Source organism: Variovorax paradoxus (genome assembly GCF_030815975.1).
Lineage (GTDB): Bacteria > Pseudomonadota > Gammaproteobacteria > Burkholderiales > Burkholderiaceae_C > Variovorax > Variovorax paradoxus_N.
Map to the genome: position 1 here is coordinate 2,559,140 of NZ_JAUSXL010000002.1, position 23,361 is coordinate 2,582,500.

The following is a 23,361-nucleotide window of genomic DNA, read 5'->3' on the forward strand; positions in this document are numbered from 1 at the left end:
GTGTGTGATCGGGGGTGTTCATCCCAAGGCTTCGGCGACGGTATGGCCCTGATGGCTGAGGAGATGGCGCGTGAGCCGCTGGGCGCGCAAGCGGAGTTCGGGCACGGCAGTGGCTTCCCACATCAGCCCTTTAAGCAGGGGACCGACGTACCACAGACCCTCGACGGGTTGTTGGTGGGCACTTTGTAACTGAAGGTCTGGCATCACCATCAGACCTAGGCCATGGGCATCAGGCCGGATAAGTCCGTCCGTCAGCAACTGAGCCAGAAGCGGGTTGGCGTGGCGCTGAATGTCGGTGTCGGGCCCAACGCAGTTGATGACCGCACTGGCGCTCAGGTGCTCGATATGACGCTCGCCCCTGGCCCGATAAGCCACTTCGACACCATCGGATTGCTGGCGTATCGTGATGATCCGCCCTGCGATGACTTGAGCCCGACCCTCGGCCAACAGGTGATCCAGCCGCTGAGCGGCCATGTGGGCCAGCCGATGTCGGTGGACATCCCATTGGGCTTGCAGATGACGCAGAAACCGCCGCTGCTCGGCCACCGGCCACGATTGCCAGAGTTGAGGCGTGTGCGGCCGCAATTCGTTCAGGGCATCGCGCCAGTCGCCCCCCCGTTCGGCCAGCGCTTTCAGGTTTTGGCGCAAGGCTCGGGTGCAGGCGCGAACCGTGGGCGGCACATTGCGCAGGTAATCCGGGAAAGCCAGTGGTGGCTTGGGGGGCGTGGTCGATAGCCGGTGTCGGTGCGGTAGCAAGCCGTGGCGAGACACCAGGTAGATCGGCCGTCGGGGCCGTGACTGGGCCAGACAGAACAAGGCATCCACTGCCGTGTGCCCAGTGCCCACGATCACAACCGGCTGATCACTGGGCAAGCGGTGCATGGCCGCGAAATCCCAGGGCTCGATCACGCGCGCCCGCGCTTCTGGCTCCAGAGGGATCGGGAACCTGGGCGCTTGGTGGCCGACGGCGAGCACTACCTGGTCAGCGCTCAGGTGCTGACCGCTGGCCAGCGTGACGTCCCATCCTGACCCGTTTGTCGCCCTCTTCAACCCCACCGCTTCGTCGACCCGCTTTCGAATCACTCCAGGGTGTGCTGCTTCCGTCTGGGCCCAGAGGTCTTGCAGGTACTGTCCGTACAGACGGCGTGAAACGAAGGAGCCCGAGGAGAGGGATGGGTCGATGCGCTGGCAGTAGGCCACGAAGTGGCCGGGCTCGTCGACCAACGCGCTCATGTTCCCGGCGGGGACGTTGAGCAGCAGGTTGTCGTCGTCGAACCGATAAGCCAGGCCCCGACCCACGTCGGGGGTGGGGTTGACCACGGTAATCCGAAGCTCACGGGGTCTGCTGCCCCGCACCAGATGAATGGCGGTCACCGCGCCACTGAAGCCGCCACCGAGGATGACAACTTGCACAGGTTGGCCCATCAGAAGTAGCCCTCCTGCTTTTTCTTTTCCATGGAGCCGGCGCTGTCGGTGTCGATCTTGCGGCCCTGGCGTTCTGACTTGCGGGCGTGAATGATCTCCAGCAGGATCTCTTCCAGCGTTTCTGCCTCGGACTCCACCGCACCCGTGAGCGGATAGCAGCCGAGGGTGCGGAAGCGCACCTTTTTGATTTGAACTTCCTCGCCTGGCAATAGACGGCAGCGCTCGTCGTCCACCATCATGATCATCTCGGGACGAACCACCACCGGCCGTGGCTTGGAGAAGTACAGCGGCACCATGGGGATGTTCTCCTGGTAGATGTAATGCCAGATGTCGAGTTCGGTCCAGTTCGACAGCGGAAACACGCGAATGCTCTCGCCGGGGCCTTTTCGCGTGTTGTAGAGGTTCCAGAGCTCCGGGCGCTGATTCTTCGGGTCCCAGCGGTGGGTGGCGGTACGGAATGAGAACACCCTCTCCTTGGCACGGGACTTCTCTTCGTCGCGCCGTGCACCGCCAAAGACGAAGTCGAACTTGTAGTGATCCAGCGCCTGTTTCAGGCCCTCGGTCTTCGTGATGTCGGTGTGCAGCGCCGAGCCGTGGTCGAAGGGGTTGATATTTTTTTCGATCGCCTCGGGGTTGGTATGCACCAGCAGGTCCATGCCACTTTCGCGTGCCATGAAGTCCCGAAACATGTACATCTCCTGAAACTTCCAGCGCGTGTCGATGTGCAGCAGCGGAAACGGCGGCAGTGCGGGGTAGAAGGCCTTGCGCGCCAGGTGCAGCATGACTCCACTGTCCTTGCCGATGGAGTACATCATCACCGGGTTCTGTGCTTCGGCCACGGCCTCGCGCAGGATGTGGATGCTCTCGGCTTCCAGGCGCTTGAGGTGCGGAGAGGGTGCCAGATCGGGTTTGATGTTGCCGCTCAAACTCAACCCTGTGGGCAAGACGGGACGGTAAGCATGGGGACAAAATTGAATGTCTGCGGTGCTTGGGGTGTGGCGCAAGTACCCCACCAGCGGGCCGTGCGGAAACACGGCGATAGGCTTGCCGATGTGGTGTTGCAGCTCGGCCAGTGCTTGCTGAATGGCCGCATCGTTCAGGTTGGCCATGGGCACCCAGAACCGGGCTCCGCGAGCGTCGTTGGCGTGCAGGCAGGGCTGGCCGCCAGGCAAGGGATGCAACTGTGTAAACAGTACCCGGTCGCGCCATTTGCGCGCGTGCTCGATGGCCCTGTCGAGCACCAGCCGATTGGGCGAGCGGTCGCGCTCGTCGAGCAGCAGCTCGGGCGTCAACTCTTGTGGCAGCATGCCAAGTGCGTTCAGGCGCCGCTCGGCCGTGCGTTTCGTGTCCGCTTCACCCAGTGCTTGCAAGTGGGCGAAGGCGAGTTCGGTGTTCCAGACTTGGGGGTGATCCAAACCCATGAGATCTCCCGAGGGTTTTGTCGCATATTGTGATTTGTTCATTCATCCCCCGAGATTGACTGTAATGATACGATCCTATACGAGATGAAAAAGAAAACAATACGTAATGCGACAAGTCCATCATCAGGCCCTACTTGAGCAACTTCTTCCGTTGGCCCGAACCGCCGGAAGCACCATCATGTCGGTCTACGATGGAAGTGGGGCAAACGTTCAGTACAAAGATGATGCGAGCCCAGTCACGGAAGCGGACCTGGCGGCGCATCGGGTACTGGCAACGCGGTTGACTCCCCTGTTGCCTGGTTGCCCAGTGGTTTCGGAAGAGGACTTGGCATCGCAGGTCTACCGCCGAGCAGGGCGATTCTGGTTGGTTGACCCTCTCGATGGCACCAAGGAGTTCATCGCCCGCAACGGCGAGTTCACCGTCAACATTGCGCTGATTGAGGACGGACACAGTGTGCTCGGCGTGGTGTACGCACCCGCCATCGATGCGCTGTACTGCGGTGGCGCTGGATTGAGTGCCTTTCGGTGTATCCGCGGTCAAACCGTCGCCATCAAGGTGGCCGCAGCCCAAACAGGCCGCGCGTGCCGGGTTGTCGCAAGTAAAAGTCATCTGAACGACGCGACGCGATCGTTGATTGATCGCCTGGGTGAAGTGAGCCTGGCCCAGGCCGGCAGCTCGCTCAAGTTCTGTCGGGTTGCCGAAGGCGAGGCCGACATATACCCACGGCTGGCACCTACTTGCGAATGGGACACGGCGGCAGCACAGGCGATACTGGAGGGGGCAGGTGGCGCAGTAGTGGATCTTCAGGGACGGCCCTTGCAGTACGGCAAAGCCGATGTGCTCAATCCCTCCTTCATCGCCGCCCGCGATACAGCACTCATCCCGGCATGATCGAATCGCGTATGCCTTGGCCGGGGAGTTAACTGGCTTTGTCGTGGGATTGACTGGGGTCGGGCCCTTAGGCTGGTGACGTATGCCCGGGGTCGGCGCATTGGGCAGCCAGAGCGTTTCAAGGGCACTTCGCAGCGTTCCGTGCCAAGCCGGGCGCTCGTGGGGCGAACCCCGGGTTTACGCCTGGACCCGCACCCTCAAGTTCCGCCGCTGCACTGCCGATATACCAGGCAACCTGGCCCCGCATCGGCGGCCGTCACGGAAAAAGCACATGCGCAATTGGAAGATCAGTGCCCAGCTGGGTGTGGCATTCGGGATCGTGTTGCTGTTGATGGCGACAGGGCTCGCGATCGGCATCGCATGCCTCCAGGACATCGCCGGCGGCGGCATCGCGCCGGACCTCGCGCGGCGCATCGATTCGGCACGGCACCTCATGATGGGCTTCGGGCTCGTCGCGCTGCTGGCGGGCATCGGCGGCAGCATCTGGCTCGCGCGCAGCATCATGCAACCGCTTGGCGAAGCGATCTTCATCGCGGAGACCGTGGCCTCGGGCGACCTCAGCAAGGAATTCGAGACCGAGCGCGGCGGCGATTTCGGACGCCTGCTGCGCGGCATGGGCGAGATGGAGGACACCCTGACGGACGTGGTGACGCGCATCAAGGCATCGACCGATTCGATCGTGGTGGCTGCCGGGCAAATCGCTGCCGGCAACCAGGACCTGTCCTCGCGCACCGAGGAGCAGGCCAGCTCGCTGGAGCAGACCGCGGCTTCGATGGAAGAGCTCACCAGCACCGTCAAGCAGAACGCCGACAACGCACGGCAGGCCAACCAGCTGGCGCTCTCGGCCTCCGAGGTGGCGGTCAAGGGCGGCAATGTCGTCAGCCAGGTGGTGGACACCATGGCTTCGATCAATGCCTCGTCGAACAAGATCGTCGACATCATCGGCGTGATCGACGGCATCGCGTTCCAGACCAACATCCTGGCGCTGAATGCAGCGGTGGAAGCCGCGCGTGCCGGCGAACAGGGCCGGGGCTTTGCGGTCGTCGCTTCCGAAGTGCGCAGCCTCGCGCAACGCTCGGCCGCGGCGGCCAAGGAAATCAAGGGCCTGATCGACGACTCGGTGGGCAAGGTCGGCGTGGGCAGCGCGCTCGTGGGCGAGGCTGGCAAGACGATGGAAGAGGTCGTGGGCAGCGTCAAGCGCGTGACGGACATCATCGGCGAGATCACGGCGGCCAGCCACGAGCAGGCCCAGGGCATCGAGCAGGTGAACCAGGCGATCGCGCAGATGGACCAGGTGACGCAGCAGAACGCGGCGCTGGTCGAGCAGGCCGCTGCGGCGGCCCAGTCGCTGCAGGAGCAGGCCGACAGCCTGTCGCAGGTGGTGGCGACCTTCAAGCTCGACGACGCCGAGGAACTCGCAGCGCCGCCGCCCAGGCCGGTGCCCGTTCAGGCGCGGCCTGCGGTGCAGCCGGTCCAACCGGCCCGGCGTGCCATTGCCGCCGCCCCTCAGCGCAAGCCGGTGGCCGCCATCACGGGGACGTCCGCTGCCAGCGGAGACTGGGAGACCTTCTAAGCCCGTGTGTGCGTGCGTCCCGCGCGTGGCCGCGCGATCCGCATTGGACTGTCAGGCCGGCTGCCAGCCATCCTTGTGCGCATCGGGGTTTTTGTCGGCGACAAGATTCAATCTGATGCCATGCTCGAGGAACGCCTTGAGCCCCGCAAGCGTCCAGGTGAACCCCTGAGCCGACTCGGCAACGTACTTGACGAGTTCGTCTCCATCGCCTGTCCAGCCAGACTCGGTGATGACGACATAGGTCGTTCCATCTTCGCGTGCAGAGAACTTCCATTCGACCGTGGTGCGGCCGCTGTACCCGTCCCACTCGATCACGATGCGCTTGTCGGGTTCGATGTCTTTCACGAGCACCGTTGTGGATGCGCCATACATCTCCCAGTCCCATCTGACTTCATGGCCGGCCTCGAGCCGGCCGCTGCTCCTGGTGAACCAGAAGTTGGTTGTGACGTTGGGGTCGATGAATGCCCCGAACACCTCTGCGACGGGCCTGCGAATGAGCATCTCCGTCCTTGCAACAGGTGCTTTCGTGATCTCGGCTTTCATTGCTGGCTCCTCTGCAGGACTCGCGCAACGCAGACCGCAGTCGGGTTTGCGGATCGATGAGGCGCTTGCAAATTCATCTTGGCATGGAACTCCTCGCACCGGAAGACTCGGAGCCATCCGCCCACATGCGGTGCAGGATGATCGAGAACACCGAGATCGTTTTTCTTTCAATATGCAACGCTCCACTGCACCTACGCGAATGTGAGCATCGCCCTACAGAAGAACAGCGCCAGGAAAATAAGGTGACCGATGGCGAGGCCGGCAGAAGTTCGCGAAGTGCCTCCCGCAAAGGAAACCGAAATTGGACCCCCCATCCAGACCCTTCGAGCGCCAGACGCTTCGAATTCCCCTGCGCTCTTCCGTGACGCTGGAGGCCGACCTGAGCCTGCCGGCCGCTTCCCGCGGCATCGTGCTGTTTGCGCATGGCAGCGGCAGCAGCCGCTTCAGCCCGCGCAACCGCCAGGTCGCGGAGAGCCTCAACGAGGCGAAGTTGGCCACGTTGCTTGTCGATCTTCTGACCTCCGACGAAGAGGCCATCGACGAGCGCACGCGGGAGCTGCGTTTCGACATCGCCATGCTGGCCGAGCGGCTCGTCGGCCTGACCGACTGGCTGGGCGATTACGAACCGGCCGCCGGCCTGAGGATCGGCTACTTCGGCGCCAGCACCGGGGCCGGTGCCGCGCTGGTGGCGGCGGCGCAGCGGCCCGACACGGTGCACGCCGTGGTTTCCCGCGGCGGGCGGCCCGACCTGGCCGGGGCGGCGCTCGAGCGCGTGCGCGCTCCCACGCTGCTGATCGTCGGCGGGAACGACGGACCGGTGATCGACATGAACTGGCAAGCCCTTGCCGCCTTGCACGGCGAGAAGCGGCTTTCGCTGGTGCCCGGCGCAACCCATCTGTTCGAGGAGCCCGAGGCCCTTGGCGCGGTCTCGAAGCTGGCGCGAGACTGGTTCCGGGACCATCTCGACCCCACCAGGAGTAGCAAAAGATGAGCAGCAACAACAAATCGCCGGGACACCAGAAATGGCCCGACCACCAAGTCCGCGAAGAGCCGCTTCGGCAGTCGATGGAAGTCGAGGTCGAAGGCGTGGTGGTCGCGAGTTCGGCAGACGTGATCAAGGTGGTCGAGGACAAGTCTCCGGTGCGCTACTACTTCCCGCGCGCCGATGTTCGCAGCGAGAAGCTCAAGCCCTCGCAGACCACGTCCGAATGCCCGTTCAAGGGCACTGCGAGCTACTACAGCCTGAACGTGGGCGAGAGGCAGCTCGACGATGCAGTCTGGTCGTATGAAGATCCCTACGACGAACACCAGGCGCTGAAGGCGCGCATGGCCTTCTACGACGACAGGTTTCCGGAGATCCATGTCCGTCCGAAGGGCTGATCCGCCGGAACGCACGGGGAAGGTTGCCCGCGCATGAATGAAACGCTGCGCGCGCTCTCCGATGCAACGCTGCTCGGGCTGCCTGTGCCCAACCTGGCGCTGGCGGCCGGCGCAGCGCTCGCTGCCTACATTGCGATGCGGCTGGTGCTGCACTATGTGATCGGCCGCATGCGCGGAATCGCGCAGCACACGCGCAATCGTGTGGACGACACGGTGGTCGAAGTGCTGGCCGGCACCAACCGTGCATTCCTGGCGCTTGCGGCCCTGCTGGTCGGCGCGGGCATGCTCGAGCTGCCCGAGCGCTGGAGCGCGCGCATCGCGCAGCTGTGGTTCATTGCGCTCGCACTGCAGGCGGGCCTGTGGCTCACAAGGGCCATCCGCCTCGGGCTGCGGCGCTACGAGCAGCGCCACACCTCCGCGGGCATGACGCAGGTCAGCGCGTCGGCCACGCTGATGTCGTGGTCGCTGCGCACCATGCTGTGGGCGGTGATCCTGCTCGCGGTGCTGTCGAACATGGGCGTCAACATCACCGCCTTCGTGGCCAGCCTGGGTGTGGGCGGCATTGCGATTGCGCTGGCGATGCAGAACATCCTGGGCGACCTGTTCGCATCGCTTTCCATCGCGGTCGACAAGCCGTTCGAAGTGGGCGATGCGATCGGTGTGGGCGATCTCTCGGGCACGGTGCAGCATGTCGGCCTCAAGACCACGCGGCTGCGCAGCCTGAGCGGCGAGCAGATCGTGATCGGCAACACCGACCTGCTCAAGCAGACCGTGAAGAACTATCGCCGCATGGACGAGCGCCGCATCGCCTTCAAGTTTGGCGTGAGCTACCGCAGCGCGCCCGAGCAGCTGGAAGCCATACCGGGCATCGTGAAGCGGCTGATCGAGTCGCGGCCCGCGCTGCGGCTGGACCGGGTGCACTTCCAGGCCTTTGGCGAAAGCTCGCTCGACTTCGAGGTGGTCTATTTCGTGACCACGCCGGACTATGGGCTCTACATGGACGAGCAGCAGCGCCTCAACCTGCAGATGATGCGCGAGTTCGCCCGCCTGGGCGTGGAGTTCGCGATTCCGGCGCGCACGCTGCACGTGATGTCGCCGGACGGCCAGCGTGCCGCGGCAAAAGAGCTGGCCACTCAGGATTGACGCCGCAGGCACTGCACCACGGACGCGAGCAGGTCGTCCGGATGCAGCATGGCCGCGCGCGCCTTCTGCGCGGTTTCGTACTGGTGCAATGCGGCCTGCAGCCGCGGCGCCGTCGCCAGGGCGTTCCATGCCGGCGCAAGCGCGTCATGCGATGGCGCTTCGCCGCGCGCGAGCTGCTGCGCGAAGGCCAGGCTGGCGGGCTCGGCGAGCAGCACCGCTCTGGTTGCGGCGCCCAGCGGCTGCGGCGAGGCTTCGGGCGGGGCCGAGCAGCAATAGATCACCTGCGGCGGCAACATCCGGCCGATCGGCCGCAGCCCCTGGAGCGAGGCGCCGAAGATGCGCTGCTCGCCATCGGCCGATGCAAAGGCGTAGGTCTCTTTCGCGCTGGCTTGCGCCAGGCGCCGCAGGCCGCGCAGCAGGCGCGGAAAATCGGAGGTGGCCGAGGCGGGCGATGCCTTGGTTTCGGCAAGAAGAACCAGGTCGGCGGCAGCGGCCGCTTCGCCGCTTTCACCGCGCACGATCGCGGCGTCCCACTCTTCCTTGGCCTTGTTCGCTTCTCCAGGAAACCCGCCAGGCGTGCGGAGGCCGCGCGCGACGCGATAGGTTGGGGCGGCTCCCTTGGGGTGCCGATTCAGCAATTGCGCGATCTTGCGGAACGCCTCGACGGCGGCATGCTCGGCGACCTGTCCCTGCTGCGCCGATGCACGCCCTTCGGCGGCAGCGGCATGGCTGCCCGCGAGCGGCCCGCGACGCTCGCACAGTGCGTTGTAGCGCTGCACGCTGTCGAACCCGAGCAACTCGCTGCCGCGTGCCAGCTGCTGCAGCGCGGGGCTGGAAAGAATCGCTTTTAACGGCGCCTGCAAATGCGCGCGGACGGAGGATTCCTGCCCCAGCACTTGCTCGATGGTGCGTGCAAGTTCCGTCCACGAGCCCGCCGCCGCCAGGCCATGCAGCCGGGCCATCGCGTCGCGCGCCGTGCCGGGCAGTTCGCGGCGCAGCTTGCCGGGGTGGGCGATGGCATCGACTGCCATCCTCACGGTGCGCCGGTCGGCCGCGTGCTGCCTGGAAAGCTGCACATGTTCATGCACCGCCGCATCCTGCGCCTGCAGCATGGCCGCCTGGAAGGCCGGATCGCCGCGTTCGGGTGCGAGCGCCTCGCGGATCAGCTGCGCCAGCGCGCGGGTGAAAAGCGCCTGCAGGTGCGCCGGCGGCGGCAGGTGCCGCGCCTTCTCGAGGCGGGCCGCCTCCATCGCAAAGGCGAGCGCGGCTTCCGTACCGCCGGCCGCGGCCGCCTCGGCACTGGCCGGCAGGGGCGGCAGGCGGTACCTGCGCGGCGCGGCGCGCAAGGCGGCCAGGAGAAGGGTGTCGAGGTGCTGCTGCTGCAAATCCATTCGAATCCATCCGGCTGCTCGATGTCCTGAGTCTTGGGCCGAAGCCGCGGTTCACTCTACGCCATCGAAGCGCGATTGTGCTCAGCTCAATGCGGGTAAGAACGCTCCTTGACGATCAGCTGGCCGAGCGCTCGGTGCGCATGCAGAAGCGCCTGAACGCTGCCAGGTAAAGCGCTACAGGCCCTTTCGGGGCATGCGCAGAAGCAACTCCTTCTGCGAGCGTATTCCCAGCCGCCGGAACGCCCGGTACTGGTGGGTGCGCACCGTCGTCAGTTCGATGCCGATCTCGCGCGCCGCTTCCTTGGCCGTGCGGCCGGCCATCAGGTGGCCGATGACTTCGCGCTCGCGCAGGCTCAAGGCCAGGAGGCGCGAGGCGAGGGTGGGCGCCACCGCTTCCCGGGCGGCCATGGCGCTGCGGCCGTGGGCCAGGGTGGCATCGGCCAGCAGCGTGGCGTGGCGCTCGATGGCCGCGAAATCGCCGGGGCCGAATTCGGATTGCGCGAGGCTTCGGTAGAAGCTCACCGCCACGCGTTGGCCGGCGGGCGTCAGGCGCAGCACCGACGCGCGCTCGCGGATGCCCACGTCGCCGTAGCAGGCCGCGCGATAGGCCGGGTCGGCCACCTCGTCGGCGCGCTGGTGGCCCAGCCAGAGCTGCGCGCGCCGGGGCAGCTTGCGCGCCGCCAGCCAGGTCATGTTGGGATCGAGCAGGTCGAAGCGCTGCGCCACATAGCGCTCGGCGGTGCGTTCGGCCGTGGTGCCGTAGCTGCTGGCGGCCGACACCGCCTCGATGCGGCCGGTGGCGTCGACGGCGAACACGGTGCAGAAGGTCACGGGCATCACGCGGTGCATGGCCCCGAGGCAGCTGGCCGCCAGGTGCGGCGTGCCGATGCCCGCGAGCACGTCGCCGACGATGGCTGCGGACAGCGCGGCGTCCGCGGCGGGTTGAATGCGCCAGCGTCTCATGGGAGCAGATAGGGCAGGGTAATTACTTCGTACGAAGTTATGACAATGGCCGGCGCCGCACATCGGGACAATCCCGCTGCATGACGAACCCCACCGCAGTCGCCGCCCAGGCACCCGGCACACGCGCCGCCGATGCCGCCAGCGGCCCCGTGCCGCCACCGGCCAGCGCCACCGAACTGCCGCCCTCCGTCGGCGCCTTTCACTACACGCGCTACCAGGCACGGACGCCTTCGCTCGGACGCGACGGCATCGAGCCCGGGCGGCATCCCGTGGTGATCGCGGGCGGCGGGCCGGTCGGCATGGCGCTCGCGCTGGGACTCGCGAACCAGGGCGTGCGCTGCGTGATCCTCGAAGCCGACGACACGGTGTGCGTGGGCAGCCGCGCGGCCTGCATCTCGCGCCGCAGCCTGGAGATCATGGCGCGGCTGAATGTGCTGCCGGCCTTCATGGCCAAGGGCCTGCCGTGGACCGGCGGGCGCAGCTTCTACAAGACGGCTGAAGTCTTTCGCTTCGAGATGCCGCACGACGAAAGGCAGAAGCTGCCGCCGATGATCAACCTCGAGCAGTACTACATCGAGCAGTACCTGCTCGACGAAATTCTCCGCCGCAACGAAGCGGCGCCGGGGCTCGTCGACATCCGCTGGGGCACCGAGCTCACCGGCCTCGCGCAGGACGAAGAGGGCGTGACGCTGGACGTGCGCAATCCCGAAGGCGCCTACCGGCTGCGCGGCCAATGGCTTGCCGCCTGCGATGGCGGCCAGAGCTTCGTGCGCAAGGCGCTGGGGCTCGTGCTCGAGGGCACGGGCTACGAAGGCCGCTACGTGATCATCGACATCGAGCTGCACAGCACGCATCCGACCGAGCGCCGCGCGTGGTTCGACCCGCCGTGGAACCCGGGCTCGACCGTGCTGATGCACCGCCAGCCCGACGACATCTGGCGCATCGACTACCAGCTGCGCGCGGGCCAGGGCACCGAGGAAGCGCTGCAGCCGGCGGCCGTGGCCGAATTCGTGCAGCGCCACCTGGACGCCATCGGCGAAGGCCACCTGCCTTGGAAGACGGTCTGGACCTCTGTCTACCGCGCGGGGGCAATGACGCTCGACAGCTACCGGCATGGCCGCGTGCTGTTCGCGGGCAATGCGGCGCATGCGATGCCGATCTTCGGTGTGCGCGGCCTCAATTCGGGCTTCGACGATGCGGACAACCTGGCCTGGAAGCTGGCCTTCGTGACGCGCGGGCTTTCGGATGCATCGCTGCTCGATTCGTACTCGCAGGAGCGCATCGCGGCCTTTCATGTCAACGCCGAGAATGCCATGCGCAGCACCGAGTTCATGTCGCCGCCCTCGCGCGGCTTTGACCTGCTGCGGGAAGCTGCGCTCTCGCTGTCGCAAGCGCATCGCGGCATTGCGCAGCTGATCAACCCGCGCCAGACGCAGGCTGTGCGCTATGCGGATTCGGCGCTGTCGAGCGAAGGCGACGCGCTGCCTGCGGGTCCGCTGCCCGGCGAGGTCATGGCCGAGCAGCAGCTCGCGCAGGGCCACCTGAGCGACTGGATCGGCCCGGTCTTCACGCTGCTGGTGCTGCGGCCGGGCGCCGATGCCGTGCCGCTGCCGCAGGACGAGGTGGGCAGAGGCGCTTTGCGGCGCGCTGCCGTTCGCGGTGCGCACCATTGCAGGCCCGGGCATCGAAGGCGCCGACGCGCAGGCCGGCCCCGACGTGTTCGAGGCGCTGGGCGCGCGCGGCGGCGCCGTCTACCTGCTGCGCCCCGATGGCCATGTGGCGGCGCGCTGGCGGCGCGTGCCCCGCGGCGCGCTGGCCGCCGCACTGGCTCGCGCCTCTGCCGTCGCCGCTTCCACGGAGATTGCCCGATGACCCCGTCGCTTCCTTCCGGCGCACGCGACCGGCTCTACGCAGAATGCGCGCGCGCCATCTCCGAAGCGGGCGCCGAGCGCGAATCGCTGTTCCTGGCCCGCCTCGCGCTGCTGCTGTTCGAGCAGGTCGGCGACGAGGCGCGCTGCCGCACCGCGCTGGCCGACGCACTGCACGCGCTGCCCGTACCATCGCTGTCTGCAACCGAACGACAAACAGGAGACTGATCCATGGACCGCCGCACCCTTCTCGCCACGCTCGCCTCCGGCGCCGCCGTGGCCGCCGCGCCCTTTGCCCGCGCACAGGACTACCCCGCGCAACTCATCAGGTGGGTGGTGCCCTATCCGGCCGGCGGCGGCACCGACGTGATCGCGCGCGTGCTGGCCGAAGCCATGCGCCAGACGCTGGGCCAGCAGATCGTGGTCGACAACCGCCCCGGCGCCTCGACCAACATCGGCGCCGATCTGGTCGCCAAGAGCAAGCCCGACGGCTACACGATTCTCTCGGCGGATAACGCCGTGCTGGCCTTCAACGAGCACCTGTTCAGCAAGCTGCCGTTCAATCCGGAAAAAGATTTCAGCTACATCGGCGCGATTGGCAAGTTCCCGCTCGCGCTGGTGGTGCATCCCGATTTTCCGGCCAAGAACTTCAAGGAGTTCCTGGCCTACTTGAAGGCCAATCCGGGCAAGGTCAACTACGCCTCGCCGGGCAATGGTTCGCCGCATCATCTGGCCATGGAAATGTTCAAGGCCCGTACCGGCACCTTCATCACCCACATTCCCTACCGCGGCGCCGCGCCCGCCATGGCCGACGTCATGGGCGGCCAGGTGCCGTGCATGTTCCTCGACCTGGCCTCGGGCCTGCCGATCATGCAGGGCAACAAGGTGCGCGTGCTGGCCATCGGCTCGGGCGCGCGCAGCAAGGCGCTGCCCAACGTGCCGACGCTGGCCGAAGTGGGCGTGCCCAATACCGAGGTGTTCGCGTTCCAGGGCATCCTCGGCCCGGCCGGATTGCCGCCCGCGGTGGTCGCCCGGCTCAACGGCGACCTGAACCGCGCGTTCGGCACGCCGGCCGTGCAGAAGCGTTTCGAAGATTTCGGCATGGAAGCCATGCCGGGTACGCCGGCACAGTTTGCCGCGCTGTCGCGCGCCGAGTCGAAGCGCTGGGGCCCGATCATCAAGCAGGCCGGCATCAAGCTGGATTGAGTCTCGCAGCCTGGGGCGGGCTTATCTGCTCATGATGGTCTTGCGCGAGCCGTCTTCGAAGACTTCGTCGTCGCGCAGCAGCTCGCCGTTCTCGTCCCAGCTGCGCTCGCGCGTCACGCGGCCCTTGGCATCGAAGTTCGATTCCGCCAGCAGGACGCCCTTTTCGCTGAAGCGCCGGTGCGTGCCCACCGGCAGCTGGCGCCCGCGGCCCGCCACCAGGTACCGGCCATGCGCCGCGCGCTGGCCGCTGTCGTAGAACTCCGTGATCTCGACCGTGCGCGCATCACCGGTTCCGCGGTAGACCGACTTGCTGCGAGGCCGGCCGTTGAGGTGGTAGCTGTCGTCGCCGATCGGCTCGCCCGCCCGGTCCCATCGCCGGTCACGGATCAGCGTTCCCTTTTCGGAGAACTCCTGCTCGCGTTGCCGCACGGCGTTGCGCTCGAGCAGCAGCCACACCGTTTCGCGGCGCTTCACGCCTTCGGAGGAGAACTGGCGCTCGGTGCGCTGGCGGCCGACGATCTCGTCCTGCACGGAAGGCTTGCCGTTGTCGTAGAAGCTCTGCGAACGCACCCGCTTGCCCGCCAGGTACGAAACCCGCGAGCGCAGGACGCCGGCCGTATCGAAAAGCTCGACCTGCGACGGCCCGCCCACGAATCCGCACAGCCTGGCGTCGTCGGCTGCCGGCGCCAGCATGGGCACTTCGCCGCAACGCAGCGCAGACATCTGCCCGCGCTCCGTGAACTCGACGAAGGCACGGTCGGCTCCAACGGCCGGGTAGAGGGTGGCGCGGCGCAGCTGCCCGCTCGGGTAGAAGCTGCGCACGAGGCCGTGCTCCTGCCCGTCGTCGTAGACCGCCTCGCGCAAGACCTGCCCGTTGGCTGCGAACTCGCGCGCGAGCCCGTGGATATGGCCCTTGGCGTTGAGCGTGTGCTCCCTGGCCAGCTTGCCCTTCTCGTAGAAGCGCGCCAGGCCCATCAAGACCCCGTTCTGGATTTGCTGTTCGCGCTGGAGCTCACCGGTTTCACGGTCCTTGCAGCGCATCAACCCCGTCTTGCCCGCGGTGCTGCTGCCGTCGGACGGATTCACCTTGCGGCCGTTGAACTCGCAATCGAGCACCGCGTGGGCGGCGCCCGCCGCAAAGAGCCAGAGTGCCGCGGCCGCGATCCGGAACGCGGCTGCCCCGGCGCCCGCAGAGGCTGCGAGCCGGCTGGGGGCGGCTCGGGGCGGAGGGCTCATTTGTCGTAGAGCGCTGCCAGGGAACGAAAGCCCTTGACCTCGATCGGATTGCCGAACGGATCGCAGAAGAACATGGTCCACTGCTCGCCCGGCTGGCCTTCGAAGCGCACCTGCGGTTCGAGCACGAACTCCATGTCGGCGGCTTCCAGCCGCTTCGCAAGCGCCTGCCAGTCGGGCAGAGCGAGCACGATGCCGAAGTGCGGCATCGGCACCATCGCGTCGCCGACGCGGCCGGTGCGCGTGGTGGCGAAGGGTTCGCCCAGGTGCAGCGAGATCTGGTGGCCGAAGAAGTCGAAATCGACCCATGTGTCGGTGCTGCGGCCTTCGGCGCAGCCGAGAACCTGGCCATAGAAGCGGCGGGCCACGTCGAGATCGCGGACGTGAAAGGCAAGATGGAAGATGCTCTGCATGTTCCGGATTATGGGCAGCGGTGCTGTGAGAATGCCGGACTTTCTTTCATCATGGAGCAAGCCTTGCGGATACTCCGGATCCTGGTTGCGCCGAGGCGCGACACCCATTTGGCGACGCGCACGCGCGCGTCCTTGCTTTCGCGCCTGCCGCGCCTCGCGCTGGCCGGCGCCTGTTGCGTTCTCGCGCTCGCGGCGCAGGGCGCTTGTCCGCCATCCGCCATTGCCAGCCTCGGCAAGCCCGGTGCGGCGGTCGGCCAGTGGAATGCGGCCGACCGCGGGCTGCTGTGGCGCGCCGACAGGGACGGGCGCACCGCCTGGCTCTATGGAACCATCCATCTCGGCCGGGCCGAATGGGTGCGGCCCGGGCCCACGGTGCAGAAGGCGCTGGAGCAGAGCGATGCACTGGCGCTGGAGCTCGACATGCGCGACCCGATTGCGATGCGGCCCCTGACGCAGCAGGCCGATCCGGCCGTGGTGGCGCGGCTGCTCAGCGGCGAGCGCGCCCGGCGGCTGGCCCGCCAGAACGAGGCCGCCTGCGTGCCGTCCGGCACGACCGCGGGGCTGCAGCCTATCCTGCAGGTGATGTCGCTGGCGGGCCTGGTGGCGCGCGTCGACGGCCTGTACCCGGAGTTCGGCGCCGACGAGGCCCTGGCCGTCTCCGCGCGCAACAACAACAAGCCGGTGTTCGCTCTCGAAAGTGCCGCCGCGCAATTGAAGATGCTGACCGGCGACTCCGAGGCCGAAGAGGCGGAGCAGATCGACGCGGCCCTGGACGAACTGGAATCGGGCCAGCTGCGCGCGCAGATGAAGGAGCTGGCCGATATCTGGGCGCGCGGCGACGCGGACAAGCTCGGCCGCTATCCCGAATGGTGCAACTGCCTCAACACGCCCGCCGAGCAGCGGCTGATGAAGCGCCTGCTGGACGACCGCAATCCCGGCCTGGCGGACGGCATCGAGCGCATGCACGCGAGCGGCCAGCGCGTGTTCGCTGCCGTGGGCGCGCTGCACATGGTCGGCCCGCAGGGGCTGCCGGCGCTGCTGGCGGCGCGCGGATTCCAGGTGGCGGCCGTCCCGCTGGTGGCGCAGCCGCCCATCGCGGTGCCGACGGCGCCGGCGCCGAAGGCGAGCGCCCGTGGCGCCCAGGGGGCCAGGGGCAATAATCGCGGCGCCAAGGATTCCGGCGCCAAGGCGAACGGCCGGCGCACGGGCAATGCCAAGCCCGCGCCCGCACCAAAGAGCAAACAGCGCCGATAATCGCCAACGCCATGCACCTGCTGCGACACCACCCCCGCTTCCTCGGCCTCGTCGGCCGCTGGGTGCTGCTGTGGTTCGCGCTCTCGATCGGCGCTGCGGTGGCCTCGCCGATCGTGCATCCCCAGGCCATCGAACTGGTGTGCTCGAGCGCCGGCTCGATCAAGGCGGTGGTCCACACCGAAGATGGCGTGCAGGAGATGGGCGCCTCGCACATGGACTGCCCGCTGTGCGTGCTGACCGGCGCTCCGCCGCCGTCGCCGTCCGCTGCTGCTTTCGATCTTCCCCTGCCGCTGGGCCGCGTGGTCCAGTCCATTCCCGCCGCGCGCCTTGCCGCGGCCACCGCCGCGCCGCTGCCGGCGCGCGGACCTCCCGCCTTCTCCTGAAGCTGTCAAAACCGTCGCTGCATGCGCTCGATAGAAGAGTGCATGCGGTCTGTCCGGCTTGAAGTTCGTGGAGCAGGTCCCCTGTGAAAAAGCATTCCCGCGCCGTGGCAATCGCCATGGCATTCCCCCTTGGCTCGCCCGTGTGGGCGCAAATCGCGCCTGATCCGTCCGCTGGCGGCGGCGGTGCGCGCACCCTGAGCACCGTCACGGTCAGCGACGGCCGCCCGACCTCGCTGCCGGCCCGGATCCCGACCACCGTCGAGGGCACGACGCACGAGCAGATCGCTGAAACCGTCAACGCGACCGACAGCGAAGACGCGCTCAAGTACCTGCCCAGCCTGGTGGTGCGCAAGCGCTACATCGGCGATTTCAACCATGCGGTGCTCGCCACGCGCGCCTCGGGCACGGGCAACAGCGCGCGCTCGATGGTGTATGCCGACGGCATCATGCTGTCGAACCCGCTGGGCAACGGCGCCACTTATGCGCCGCGCTGGGGCATGGTGTCGCCCGAAGAGATCGAGCGCGTCGATGTGCTCTACGGGCCGTTCTCGGCGGCCTACCCGGGCAACTCGGCTGGCGCCGTGGTCGACTACCTGACGCGCATGCCCACGAAGCTCGAAGCACACGTCAAGCTCAGCGGCTTCGCCTCGAACTTCGACCTGTACAACAGCCACTCGTCGCCTGCGGGCCAGCAGCTCGAACTCTCGCTGGGCAGCCGCAGCGGCGACTGGTCGTGGTGGCTCAGCGCCTCGCGCACCCACAGCAAGGGGCAGGCGCTGGTGTTCGGCAACCGGCTCGTGAGCGCCGGCACCCTGGGCAATGCCGGCACGCCGGTCACCGGCGCGGTGTTGGGCATCAACCCGTCGAATCAGCCTTGGTGGCTGGTGGGCGGCTCGACAATCTACGACACCACGCAGGAGCAGGCCAAGCTCAAGCTGGCCTACGACTTCTCTCCCACCGTGCGCGCCACCTACACGCTCGGCGCCTGGAACAACACCACGCACGGCGGCGTCGACACCTACCTGCGCGATGCCTTCGGCCGGCCGGTGTATGCGGGGCGCGTGAACGTCGCGGGGCGAAGCTACAACCTCGATGCGCCGAGCGCCGCCCTGGCGCCGACCGAGACCGCGCTCACGCACTACATGCACGGCCTTTCGGTGAAGAGCCACACCGGCGGCATGTTCGACTGGGAGCTGGCCGCAAGCCTGTTCGACTATGCGCGCGACACCTCGCGCACGCCGACCACGCCCCTGCCCGGCGCCTTCAATGGCGGACCGGGCCGCACCACCGACATGGGCGGCTCGGGCTGGCACACCTTCAAGGCCGCCGGAACCTGGCGGCCCACCGGCTCGGCCGACGGCGTAGGCGCGCATGTGGTCGACTTCGGCTTCCAGCAGGACACGGCCCGCCTGCGCACCGGCGTCGGCAACACGCTCGACTGGATCGCCGGGCCGGCCGTGGCGCCGTTCTCCGCCTTCAACGGCAACACCCGATTGCAGTCGCTCTACGTGCAGGACACCTGGCGCTTCGCCAAGGACTGGAAGACCACGCTCGGGCTGCGCCACGAACGATGGGAGGCCTACGGCGGCCAGCTCGGCAACGCGACGAAGCTGCTCGACTTCGCGCCCCGCAAAAACAGCTACGACTCGCCCAAGGCCGCCCTCGCCTGGCAAGCTACCCCGAACTGGCTGCTCAAGGCATCGACCGGCCGCGCGGTGCGGATGCCCACTGTCAGCGAGCTCTACCAGGGCTCGATCGACGGCAGCCGCATCGTCAACACCGATCCGAACCTGCGGCCGGAGCGCTCGTGGACCACGGAACTCAGCGCCGAGCGCGACCTGAAAGGCTGGGGGCTCGACGGCGTGCTGCGCACCACGCTCTTCTTCGAGAACACGAAAGATGCGCTCTACAGCCAGGCCCTCACCAATCTTGTGAGCACGGTGCAGAACGTCGATGCCATCCGCACGCGGGGCCTCGAAGTGGCGCTGAACGCGGTCGACGTGGGCCTGAAAGGCCTGGACCTGAGCGGCAGCCTCACGCTGACGCGCTCGAAGATCGCGGCCAACGGCGGTTTTCCCGCCAGCGTCGGCCGCGAACAGCCGCGCGTGCCGAAGGTGCGGGCCACGCTGCTCGCCACCTACCGGCCCGATGCGAGATGGAGCTACACCGTCGGCGCACGCTACAGCGGGCAGCAATACGGCACGCTCGACAACAGTGACGGCAACGGCGCGGCCTACACGGGCTTTTCGAAGTTCTTCGTGGTCGACGCGCGCATGCGCTACCGGATCGACCGGCAGTGGAGCGCCGCCGTGGGCATCGACAACCTGAACAACAACAAGTACTGGGCCTTCCATCCCTATCCGCAACGCACCTACGTGGCCGAACTCAAGTTCGACCTCTGATCCTTTTCATCCCGCTTTCTTCAAGGAGTTCCGACAATGAACCACCCCCGCACCCTCCTCAAGACCGCCGCCGCATGCGCCCTGCTGGCAGGCACGGCCGCCGCGTTCGCCCATGTCACCTTGCCGCGCGGCGGCGCCACCGTCGGCAGCGACTACGACGCCGCCTTCCGCGTGGGCCACGCCTGCGAAGGTGCCAAGGCCACCACCGGACTGGCCGTGCGCCTGCCCAAGGGTTTTCTCCTGAGCGACGCGCAGGCGCGCAAGGGCTGGAAGCTCGACGTGCAGAAGAACACCGGCGATGGCGAAGTGCGCTGGACCGCGGAAAGCCCGCAAGCGGCGCTGCCCGCCAATGAGCGCGCCGAGTTCGTGCTGCGCGGCAAGCTCCCCGGCACGCCCGGACCGCTGTGGTTCAAGGTGCTGCAGACCTGCGACGTAGGCAGCGTCGACTGGGCCGATGTGCCGGCCTCGGGCAACTCGACCGCGGGGCTCAAGAGCCCTGCGGCCAGGCTCGACGTGGTGGCGCAGGGCGTGGCCACGGTCGATGTGCGCGATGGCTGGGTGCGCCAGTCGGTGCCGGGCCAGAGCGGCACCGGGGCCTTCATGAAGCTCACGGCGCCCACCGGCGCCAGGCTGGTCGGCATCTCGACGCCGGCCGCCGGCGTGGCCGAGGTGCACGAGATGAAGATGGAAGGCGACACCATGAAGATGCGCGAACTGACCACCGGCCTCGACCTGCCCGCCGGGCAGACCGTGGAACTCAAACCGGGCGGCTACCACGTGATGATGATGGACCTGAAGCAGGCGCTGGCCAAGGGTTCGACCGTGCCCATGACGCTCCGCTTCGAGGATGCGAAGGGCCAGAAGACCTCGCTCGAACTGAACCTGCCGGTGGGCGCGCCGGCGGGCGCCGAAGCGGCCGCGCCGGTCCATCAGCACAAGCACTGACGGCTGCGCCCTACAGCAGCTGGTCCGGCGCCAGCGGACCGAACAGCCTGAGCAGCAGGCGCAGGCTCAGGCTGGCGTCGGGCTCGGTGGAGGTGTCCTTCAGCCCGCTGCCTTGGGGCGCCCGCCAGACCAGCGAGCCGTCGTTCAATTCGACGCGCCATGAGCCCTCGCGCATGCCGCGCTCGATCTGGGCGGACGCCGCGCGGGAGAGCTCGGCGCTTCGCACGAGGAGGGCGATTTCGGTGTTCTGCAGCTGCGAGCGCAGGTCGAGGTTCATCGAGCCGACCACCAGCAACTGGCCGTCCATCACCAGCACCTTCGAGTGCAGCATCGAGCGCGATTCGCCGAGGCTGCCGCCGCTGCCCGACGAGCCGAAGGCGTTGCCGACGCTGGCCTGCTCGCTGCGCAACTCGTAAAGCTCGACGCCGATCTTGAGCAGTTCCTCGCGATGGCGGGAGTAGCCGACATGCGCCACCGGCGCGTCGTTCGAAGACAGCGAGTTGGTCAGCACCCGGATGCGCACCCCCCGGCTGTGAGCCGCCGCAAAGGCTTGCTTCATGTCCGGGCCGGGCACGAAATAAGGCGAAATGACGAGCAGATCGCTGCGCGCCTGCCCGATCAGCTGCAACAGGCCCTCGACCACCGTGTCGCTGCCCGCGGCGACGTCGGAGCTGGCTTCGAGCGACGCCGCGCGCCGCGACGAGCTGGCAGCATCCCCGGGCTGGCTCACCACCAGGCCCGGCGCTTTCGTCTTCTCGGGGCCCTTGTCGGTCGGGATCTTTCCGGGCTGGTCGGCGAGCATCACCGCAGGCGCCCAGACGAATCGGGCGGTTCGCAGGTCCAGCGGTTTTTCGTCCCAGGCGCGGGCGAGCTGTGCCGGCGTGGGAGCCGCGCCGGCCTTCGGTTCCGTCCCGGGCGCTGCGGGCGACGGGGTGGCCGGCGGCGAGTTCTGCGCTTGGGCTGATTCGTCGGCCAGCTCCCGGTCGGCCTGTTGCGCGCGTTCGCGGATGGCCTCCAGCTCGCTGCGCTTGACCAGCGACTGGACGGGATAGGCGCGTTCGTTGTTCCAGTAGCTGTCGAAGCTGCGCGACAGGTCCCGCACGATCGGCCCGGCCGCCAGGATGTCGACGTCGATGTAGTTGCCCTTCAGCGCGTTGCCGAAATAGGCATCGCCCAGGTTGCGCCCGCCGGTGACGCCGAGCACGTTGTCGGCGAGAAAAAGCTTGTTGTGCATCCGCTGCTGGATCCGGGAGGCATCGCCGATCGAGTTGAGAAGGCGCGCCAACGAAGCTCCGCGCGCGCCGGCCAGCGGATTGAACAGGCGCATCTCGATGTTGGGCACGAACGCCAGGCCCAGCACCAGCGCGTCGCGCCCGGTGCTGTGCAGATCGTCGAGCAGGATCCGCACGCGCACGCCGCGCTCGGCCGCCGCCCGGATTCCACGCACTAGCCGGCCGGTGCTGGCGTCGGCGTGGATGGCGTAGTACTGCAGGTCGAGCGTCTTCTGTGCGCCTTCAATCAGCGCGAGCCGGCTGCCGTAGGCGGCGGGAGGCCCCGCGAGCAGCAGGAAGCCGGATTCGAACCGCGCCGCATCGGCCTTGCGCCGCTGCTGCACCAATGCCTCCAGCGCAGTGCCGTTGGGCGAGGCGAGTGCGGTCGATACGGGCCGGTCGACGTGCTCGGGCAGTTGTGCGCAAGCGCCCTGCAGAACGAGGACAAGAAGCGCAATGGATCGGCCAAAGAGCACGTAGATGGAAGACATGCGGCGTTCCCCGGAGCTTGGAAGCCGCATATATAGCTCAGTCGGCGCCGCCCCGGCGTGGGACGGCGGGACAGTCCGGCGTAGAACCAATGAACTAGCGCCCGGCGGACAGCTCCTCCTGGCGTTCCAGCGCCGCCAGCAGCTCGTCGTCGATCTGGGCATGGCGCTGGCTCAGTTCGGCCGCGCGCGAAGCGTCGGTGGCGTAGATCGCCCCGCCGTCGAGTTCGAGCATTTCGCCGATGCGCTTCTGCTCGGCTTCGAGCGCCTCGATTTGCGCCGGTAGCGCCTCGAGCTCGCGCTGTTCCTTGTAGCTGAGCTTCTTGCGCGCGGCCGTGGCCGGGCGCGTGGGCGTTGTTGGCTCGGCCGCGACCGGGGCCGGAGCCAGTGCCGACGCAGCGGGAGGCGGGGCGCCGGCAGCCTGCCGTTGCTCCGCGATCTCGCGCGAGCGCTTCGACTGGATCAACCAGTCCTGCACGCTGCCCTCGTATTCGCGCCAATGGCCGTCACCCTCGAAGGCGATCGTGCTGGTCACCACGTTGTCCAGGAAGGTGCGGTCGTGGCTGACCAGGAAAACGGTGCCGTCGTAGTCCTGCAGCAGGCTCTCCAGCAGTTCCAGCGTGTCGATGTCCAGATCGTTGGTCGGCTCGTCGAGCACCAGCACGTTGGCCGGACGCGCGAACAGGCGCGCCAGCAGCAGCCGGTTGCGCTCTCCGCCGCTCAGGGAGCGAACCGGCGAATTGGCGCGCGCCGGAGAGAAGAGAAAATCCGAAAGATAGCTCTTCACGTGCTTGCGCTGGTTGCCGATCTCGATCCATTCGCTGCCCGGGCTGATGAAGTCCTCCAGCGTCGCGTCGAGGTCGAGCTTGTCGCGCATCTGGTCGAAATACGCCACCTGCAGGTTGGTGCCCCGGCGGATCTTGCCGCTGTCGGGTTCGAGCTCGCCCAGGATCAGCTTGAGCAGCGTGGTCTTGCCCGCGCCATTGGGGCCCAGCAGGCCGACCTTGTCGCCGCGCAGGATGGTGCCCGTGAATTTGCGGATCACGGTCTTTTCGCCGAAGGACTTGGTCGCCTCGGTGAGCTCGGCCACGATCTTGCCGCTGCTCTGGCCCGACGCAACGTCCATATTGACGCTGCCCTGGACCTCCCGGCGCGCTGTGCGGCTCG

20 protein-coding genes (1 of these 20 running past the window's edge) are annotated in these 23,361 nt (G+C 67.5%); 11 read left to right on the top strand and 9 right to left on the bottom strand.

The genetic code is table 11. From position 1 onward, the window contains the following. Window positions 1–18: 18 nt before the first annotated feature. Window positions 19–1,425 (bottom strand): FAD/NAD(P)-binding protein, encoded by a 1,407-nt coding sequence (locus QFZ47_RS15695; RefSeq protein WP_307656503.1) that lies wholly within the window; start codon window positions 1,423–1,425, stop codon window positions 19–21. Next, window positions 1,425–2,339, bottom strand: coding sequence for a sulfate adenylyltransferase subunit CysD (cysD, locus tag QFZ47_RS15700; protein WP_307658950.1), 915 nt, complete (start codon window positions 2,337–2,339; stop codon window positions 1,425–1,427). The genes QFZ47_RS15695 and cysD overlap by 1 nt, the downstream gene beginning before the upstream one ends. A 613-nt stretch (window positions 2,340–2,952) precedes the next feature. On the opposite strand from cysD, the gene cysQ reads away from it, so the two are divergent. Together cysQ and QFZ47_RS15710 are read left to right on the top strand one after the other, a co-directional pair. Next, window positions 2,953–3,738: a 3'(2'),5'-bisphosphate nucleotidase CysQ gene (cysQ, locus tag QFZ47_RS15705; protein ID WP_307656504.1), complete on the top strand. Its 786-nt coding sequence runs from the start codon at window positions 2,953–2,955 to the stop codon at window positions 3,736–3,738. A gap of 271 nt (window positions 3,739–4,009) precedes the next feature. Further along, window positions 4,010–5,311 carry a methyl-accepting chemotaxis protein gene (locus QFZ47_RS15710; RefSeq protein WP_307656505.1) on the top strand — a complete coding sequence of 434 codons (1,302 nt, stop codon included), beginning with the start codon at window positions 4,010–4,012 and terminating at the stop codon, window positions 5,309–5,311. A 51-nt stretch (window positions 5,312–5,362) separates the two neighbouring features. Here the strand turns inward: QFZ47_RS15710 and QFZ47_RS15715 are convergent, their stop codons facing one another. Further along, entirely contained in the window at window positions 5,363–5,854 is a 492-nt protein-coding gene (locus QFZ47_RS15715; protein WP_307656506.1) for an SRPBCC family protein, read from the bottom strand. Window positions 5,855–6,155: 301 nt separating this feature from the next. On the opposite strand from QFZ47_RS15715, the gene QFZ47_RS15720 reads away from it, so the two are divergent. Genes QFZ47_RS15720 through QFZ47_RS15730 form a run of 3 tightly spaced genes read left to right on the top strand, consistent with a single transcriptional unit; the run spans window position 6,156 to window position 8,377 of the window. Next, window positions 6,156–6,845 carry a dienelactone hydrolase family protein gene (locus QFZ47_RS15720; protein ID WP_307656507.1) on the top strand — a complete coding sequence of 230 codons (690 nt, stop codon included), beginning with the start codon at window positions 6,156–6,158 and terminating at the stop codon, window positions 6,843–6,845. Beyond that, the gene (locus QFZ47_RS15725; protein WP_307656508.1) at window positions 6,842–7,234 is read left to right on the top strand and encodes a DUF427 domain-containing protein; all 393 of its coding nucleotides are present in this window, start codon (window positions 6,842–6,844) and stop codon (window positions 7,232–7,234) included. The genes QFZ47_RS15720 and QFZ47_RS15725 overlap by 4 nt, the downstream gene beginning before the upstream one ends. Window positions 7,235–7,267: 33 nt before the next feature. Further along, on the top strand, window positions 7,268–8,377 hold the full coding sequence (locus QFZ47_RS15730) for a mechanosensitive ion channel family protein (RefSeq protein WP_307656509.1): 1,110 nt from the start codon (window positions 7,268–7,270) through the stop codon (window positions 8,375–8,377). Here the strand turns inward: QFZ47_RS15730 and QFZ47_RS15735 are convergent. Together QFZ47_RS15735 and QFZ47_RS15740 are read right to left on the bottom strand one after the other, a co-directional pair. Next, window positions 8,368–9,768, bottom strand: a complete 1,401-nt coding sequence (locus QFZ47_RS15735; RefSeq protein ID WP_307656510.1) for a hypothetical protein — start codon at window positions 9,766–9,768, stop codon at window positions 8,368–8,370. The genes QFZ47_RS15730 and QFZ47_RS15735 overlap by 10 nt on opposite strands. 174 nt (window positions 9,769–9,942) lie before the next feature. Beyond that, window positions 9,943–10,731: a helix-turn-helix transcriptional regulator gene (locus QFZ47_RS15740; RefSeq protein WP_307656511.1), complete on the bottom strand. Its 789-nt coding sequence runs from the start codon at window positions 10,729–10,731 to the stop codon at window positions 9,943–9,945. Between the two features lie 80 nt (window positions 10,732–10,811). Here QFZ47_RS15740 and QFZ47_RS15745 point away from each other — a divergent pair, with 80 nt between their 5' ends. Together QFZ47_RS15745 and QFZ47_RS15755 are read left to right on the top strand one after the other, a co-directional pair. Continuing rightward, window positions 10,812–12,827 (top strand): FAD-dependent monooxygenase, encoded by a 2,016-nt coding sequence (locus tag QFZ47_RS15745; protein WP_370880582.1) that lies wholly within the window; start codon window positions 10,812–10,814, stop codon window positions 12,825–12,827. Window positions 12,828–12,830: 3 nt separating this feature from the next. Beyond that, window positions 12,831–13,805, top strand: coding sequence for a Bug family tripartite tricarboxylate transporter substrate binding protein (locus tag QFZ47_RS15755; protein WP_307656513.1), 975 nt, complete (start codon window positions 12,831–12,833; stop codon window positions 13,803–13,805). Window positions 13,806–13,826: 21 nt separating this feature from the next. Here QFZ47_RS15755 and QFZ47_RS15760 read toward each other — a convergent pair whose 3' ends face one another. Together QFZ47_RS15760 and QFZ47_RS15765 are read right to left on the bottom strand one after the other, a co-directional pair. Beyond that, window positions 13,827–15,041, bottom strand: a complete 1,215-nt coding sequence (locus QFZ47_RS15760) for a toxin-antitoxin system YwqK family antitoxin (protein ID WP_307656514.1) — start codon at window positions 15,039–15,041, stop codon at window positions 13,827–13,829. Then, complete coding sequence (locus QFZ47_RS15765) at window positions 15,038–15,451, bottom strand: VOC family protein (protein ID WP_307656515.1); 414 nt, start codon at window positions 15,449–15,451, stop codon at window positions 15,038–15,040. Before QFZ47_RS15765 ends, QFZ47_RS15760 begins: the two co-directional genes overlap by 4 nt. A gap of 108 nt (window positions 15,452–15,559) precedes the next feature. Here QFZ47_RS15765 and QFZ47_RS15770 point away from each other — a divergent pair, with 108 nt between their 5' ends. The 4 genes from QFZ47_RS15770 (at window position 15,560) to QFZ47_RS15785 (ending at window position 20,435) form a co-directional block, all read left to right on the top strand. Beyond that, on the top strand, window positions 15,560–16,705 hold the full coding sequence (locus tag QFZ47_RS15770) for a TraB/GumN family protein (protein WP_307656516.1): 1,146 nt from the start codon (window positions 15,560–15,562) through the stop codon (window positions 16,703–16,705). An 11-nt stretch (window positions 16,706–16,716) separates the two neighbouring features. Then, a complete protein-coding gene (locus QFZ47_RS15775; protein WP_307656517.1) occupies window positions 16,717–17,088 on the top strand; it encodes a DUF2946 family protein in 372 nt (123 codons plus the stop codon). 116 nt (window positions 17,089–17,204) lie between these two features. Next, window positions 17,205–19,490: a TonB-dependent receptor gene (locus QFZ47_RS15780; RefSeq protein ID WP_307656518.1), complete on the top strand. Its 2,286-nt coding sequence runs from the start codon at window positions 17,205–17,207 to the stop codon at window positions 19,488–19,490. Window positions 19,491–19,526: 36 nt separating this feature from the next. Then, window positions 19,527–20,435: a copper chaperone PCu(A)C domain-containing protein gene (locus QFZ47_RS15785; protein ID WP_307656519.1), complete on the top strand. Its 909-nt coding sequence runs from the start codon at window positions 19,527–19,529 to the stop codon at window positions 20,433–20,435. 10 nt (window positions 20,436–20,445) lie between these two features. On the opposite strand, the gene QFZ47_RS15790 is transcribed toward QFZ47_RS15785, so the two are convergent. Together QFZ47_RS15790 and QFZ47_RS15795 are read right to left on the bottom strand one after the other, a co-directional pair. Next, the gene (locus QFZ47_RS15790) at window positions 20,446–22,197 is read right to left on the bottom strand and encodes a phospholipase D family protein (protein WP_307656520.1); all 1,752 of its coding nucleotides are present in this window, start codon (window positions 22,195–22,197) and stop codon (window positions 20,446–20,448) included. A gap of 94 nt (window positions 22,198–22,291) precedes the next feature. After that, window positions 22,292–23,361: the 3' portion of an ATP-binding cassette domain-containing protein gene (locus QFZ47_RS15795; RefSeq protein WP_307656521.1), read on the bottom strand. 847 nt of this gene lie beyond the right edge of the window; 1,070 of the gene's 1,917 nt are visible here — the last part of the coding sequence; the start codon falls outside the window, past its right edge; the stop codon is at window positions 22,292–22,294.

Bases quoted from the DNA above. Each gene is read 5' to 3' on its own strand.
- QFZ47_RS15715 (WP_307656506.1), bottom strand. From the start codon at position 5,854: ATGAAAGCCGAGATCACGAAAGCACCTGTTGCAAGGACGGAGATGCTC.
- QFZ47_RS15710 (WP_307656505.1), top strand. From the start codon at position 4,010: ATGCGCAATTGGAAGATCAGTGCCCAGCTGGGTGTGGCATTCGGGATC.
- cysQ (WP_307656504.1), top strand. From the start codon at position 2,953: ATGCGACAAGTCCATCATCAGGCCCTACTTGAGCAACTTCTTCCGTTG.
- QFZ47_RS15775 (WP_307656517.1), top strand. From the start codon at position 16,717: ATGCACCTGCTGCGACACCACCCCCGCTTCCTCGGCCTCGTCGGCCGC.
- QFZ47_RS15790 (WP_307656520.1), bottom strand. From the start codon at position 22,197: ATGTCTTCCATCTACGTGCTCTTTGGCCGATCCATTGCGCTTCTTGTC.
- QFZ47_RS15735 (WP_307656510.1), bottom strand. From the start codon at position 9,768: ATGGATTTGCAGCAGCAGCACCTCGACACCCTTCTCCTGGCCGCCTTG.
- QFZ47_RS15695 (WP_307656503.1), bottom strand. From the start codon at position 1,425: ATGGGCCAACCTGTGCAAGTTGTCATCCTCGGTGGCGGCTTCAGTGGC.
- QFZ47_RS15740 (WP_307656511.1), bottom strand. From the start codon at position 10,731: ATGAGACGCTGGCGCATTCAACCCGCCGCGGACGCCGCGCTGTCCGCA.
- QFZ47_RS15745 (WP_370880582.1), top strand. From the start codon at position 10,812: ATGACGAACCCCACCGCAGTCGCCGCCCAGGCACCCGGCACACGCGCC.
- QFZ47_RS15755 (WP_307656513.1), top strand. From the start codon at position 12,831: ATGGACCGCCGCACCCTTCTCGCCACGCTCGCCTCCGGCGCCGCCGTG.
- QFZ47_RS15780 (WP_307656518.1), top strand. From the start codon at position 17,205: ATGGCATTCCCCCTTGGCTCGCCCGTGTGGGCGCAAATCGCGCCTGAT.
- QFZ47_RS15765 (WP_307656515.1), bottom strand. From the start codon at position 15,451: ATGCAGAGCATCTTCCATCTTGCCTTTCACGTCCGCGATCTCGACGTG.
- QFZ47_RS15730 (WP_307656509.1), top strand. From the start codon at position 7,268: ATGAATGAAACGCTGCGCGCGCTCTCCGATGCAACGCTGCTCGGGCTG.
- QFZ47_RS15760 (WP_307656514.1), bottom strand. From the start codon at position 15,041: ATGAGCCCTCCGCCCCGAGCCGCCCCCAGCCGGCTCGCAGCCTCTGCG.
- QFZ47_RS15725 (WP_307656508.1), top strand. From the start codon at position 6,842: ATGAGCAGCAACAACAAATCGCCGGGACACCAGAAATGGCCCGACCAC.
- QFZ47_RS15785 (WP_307656519.1), top strand. From the start codon at position 19,527: ATGAACCACCCCCGCACCCTCCTCAAGACCGCCGCCGCATGCGCCCTG.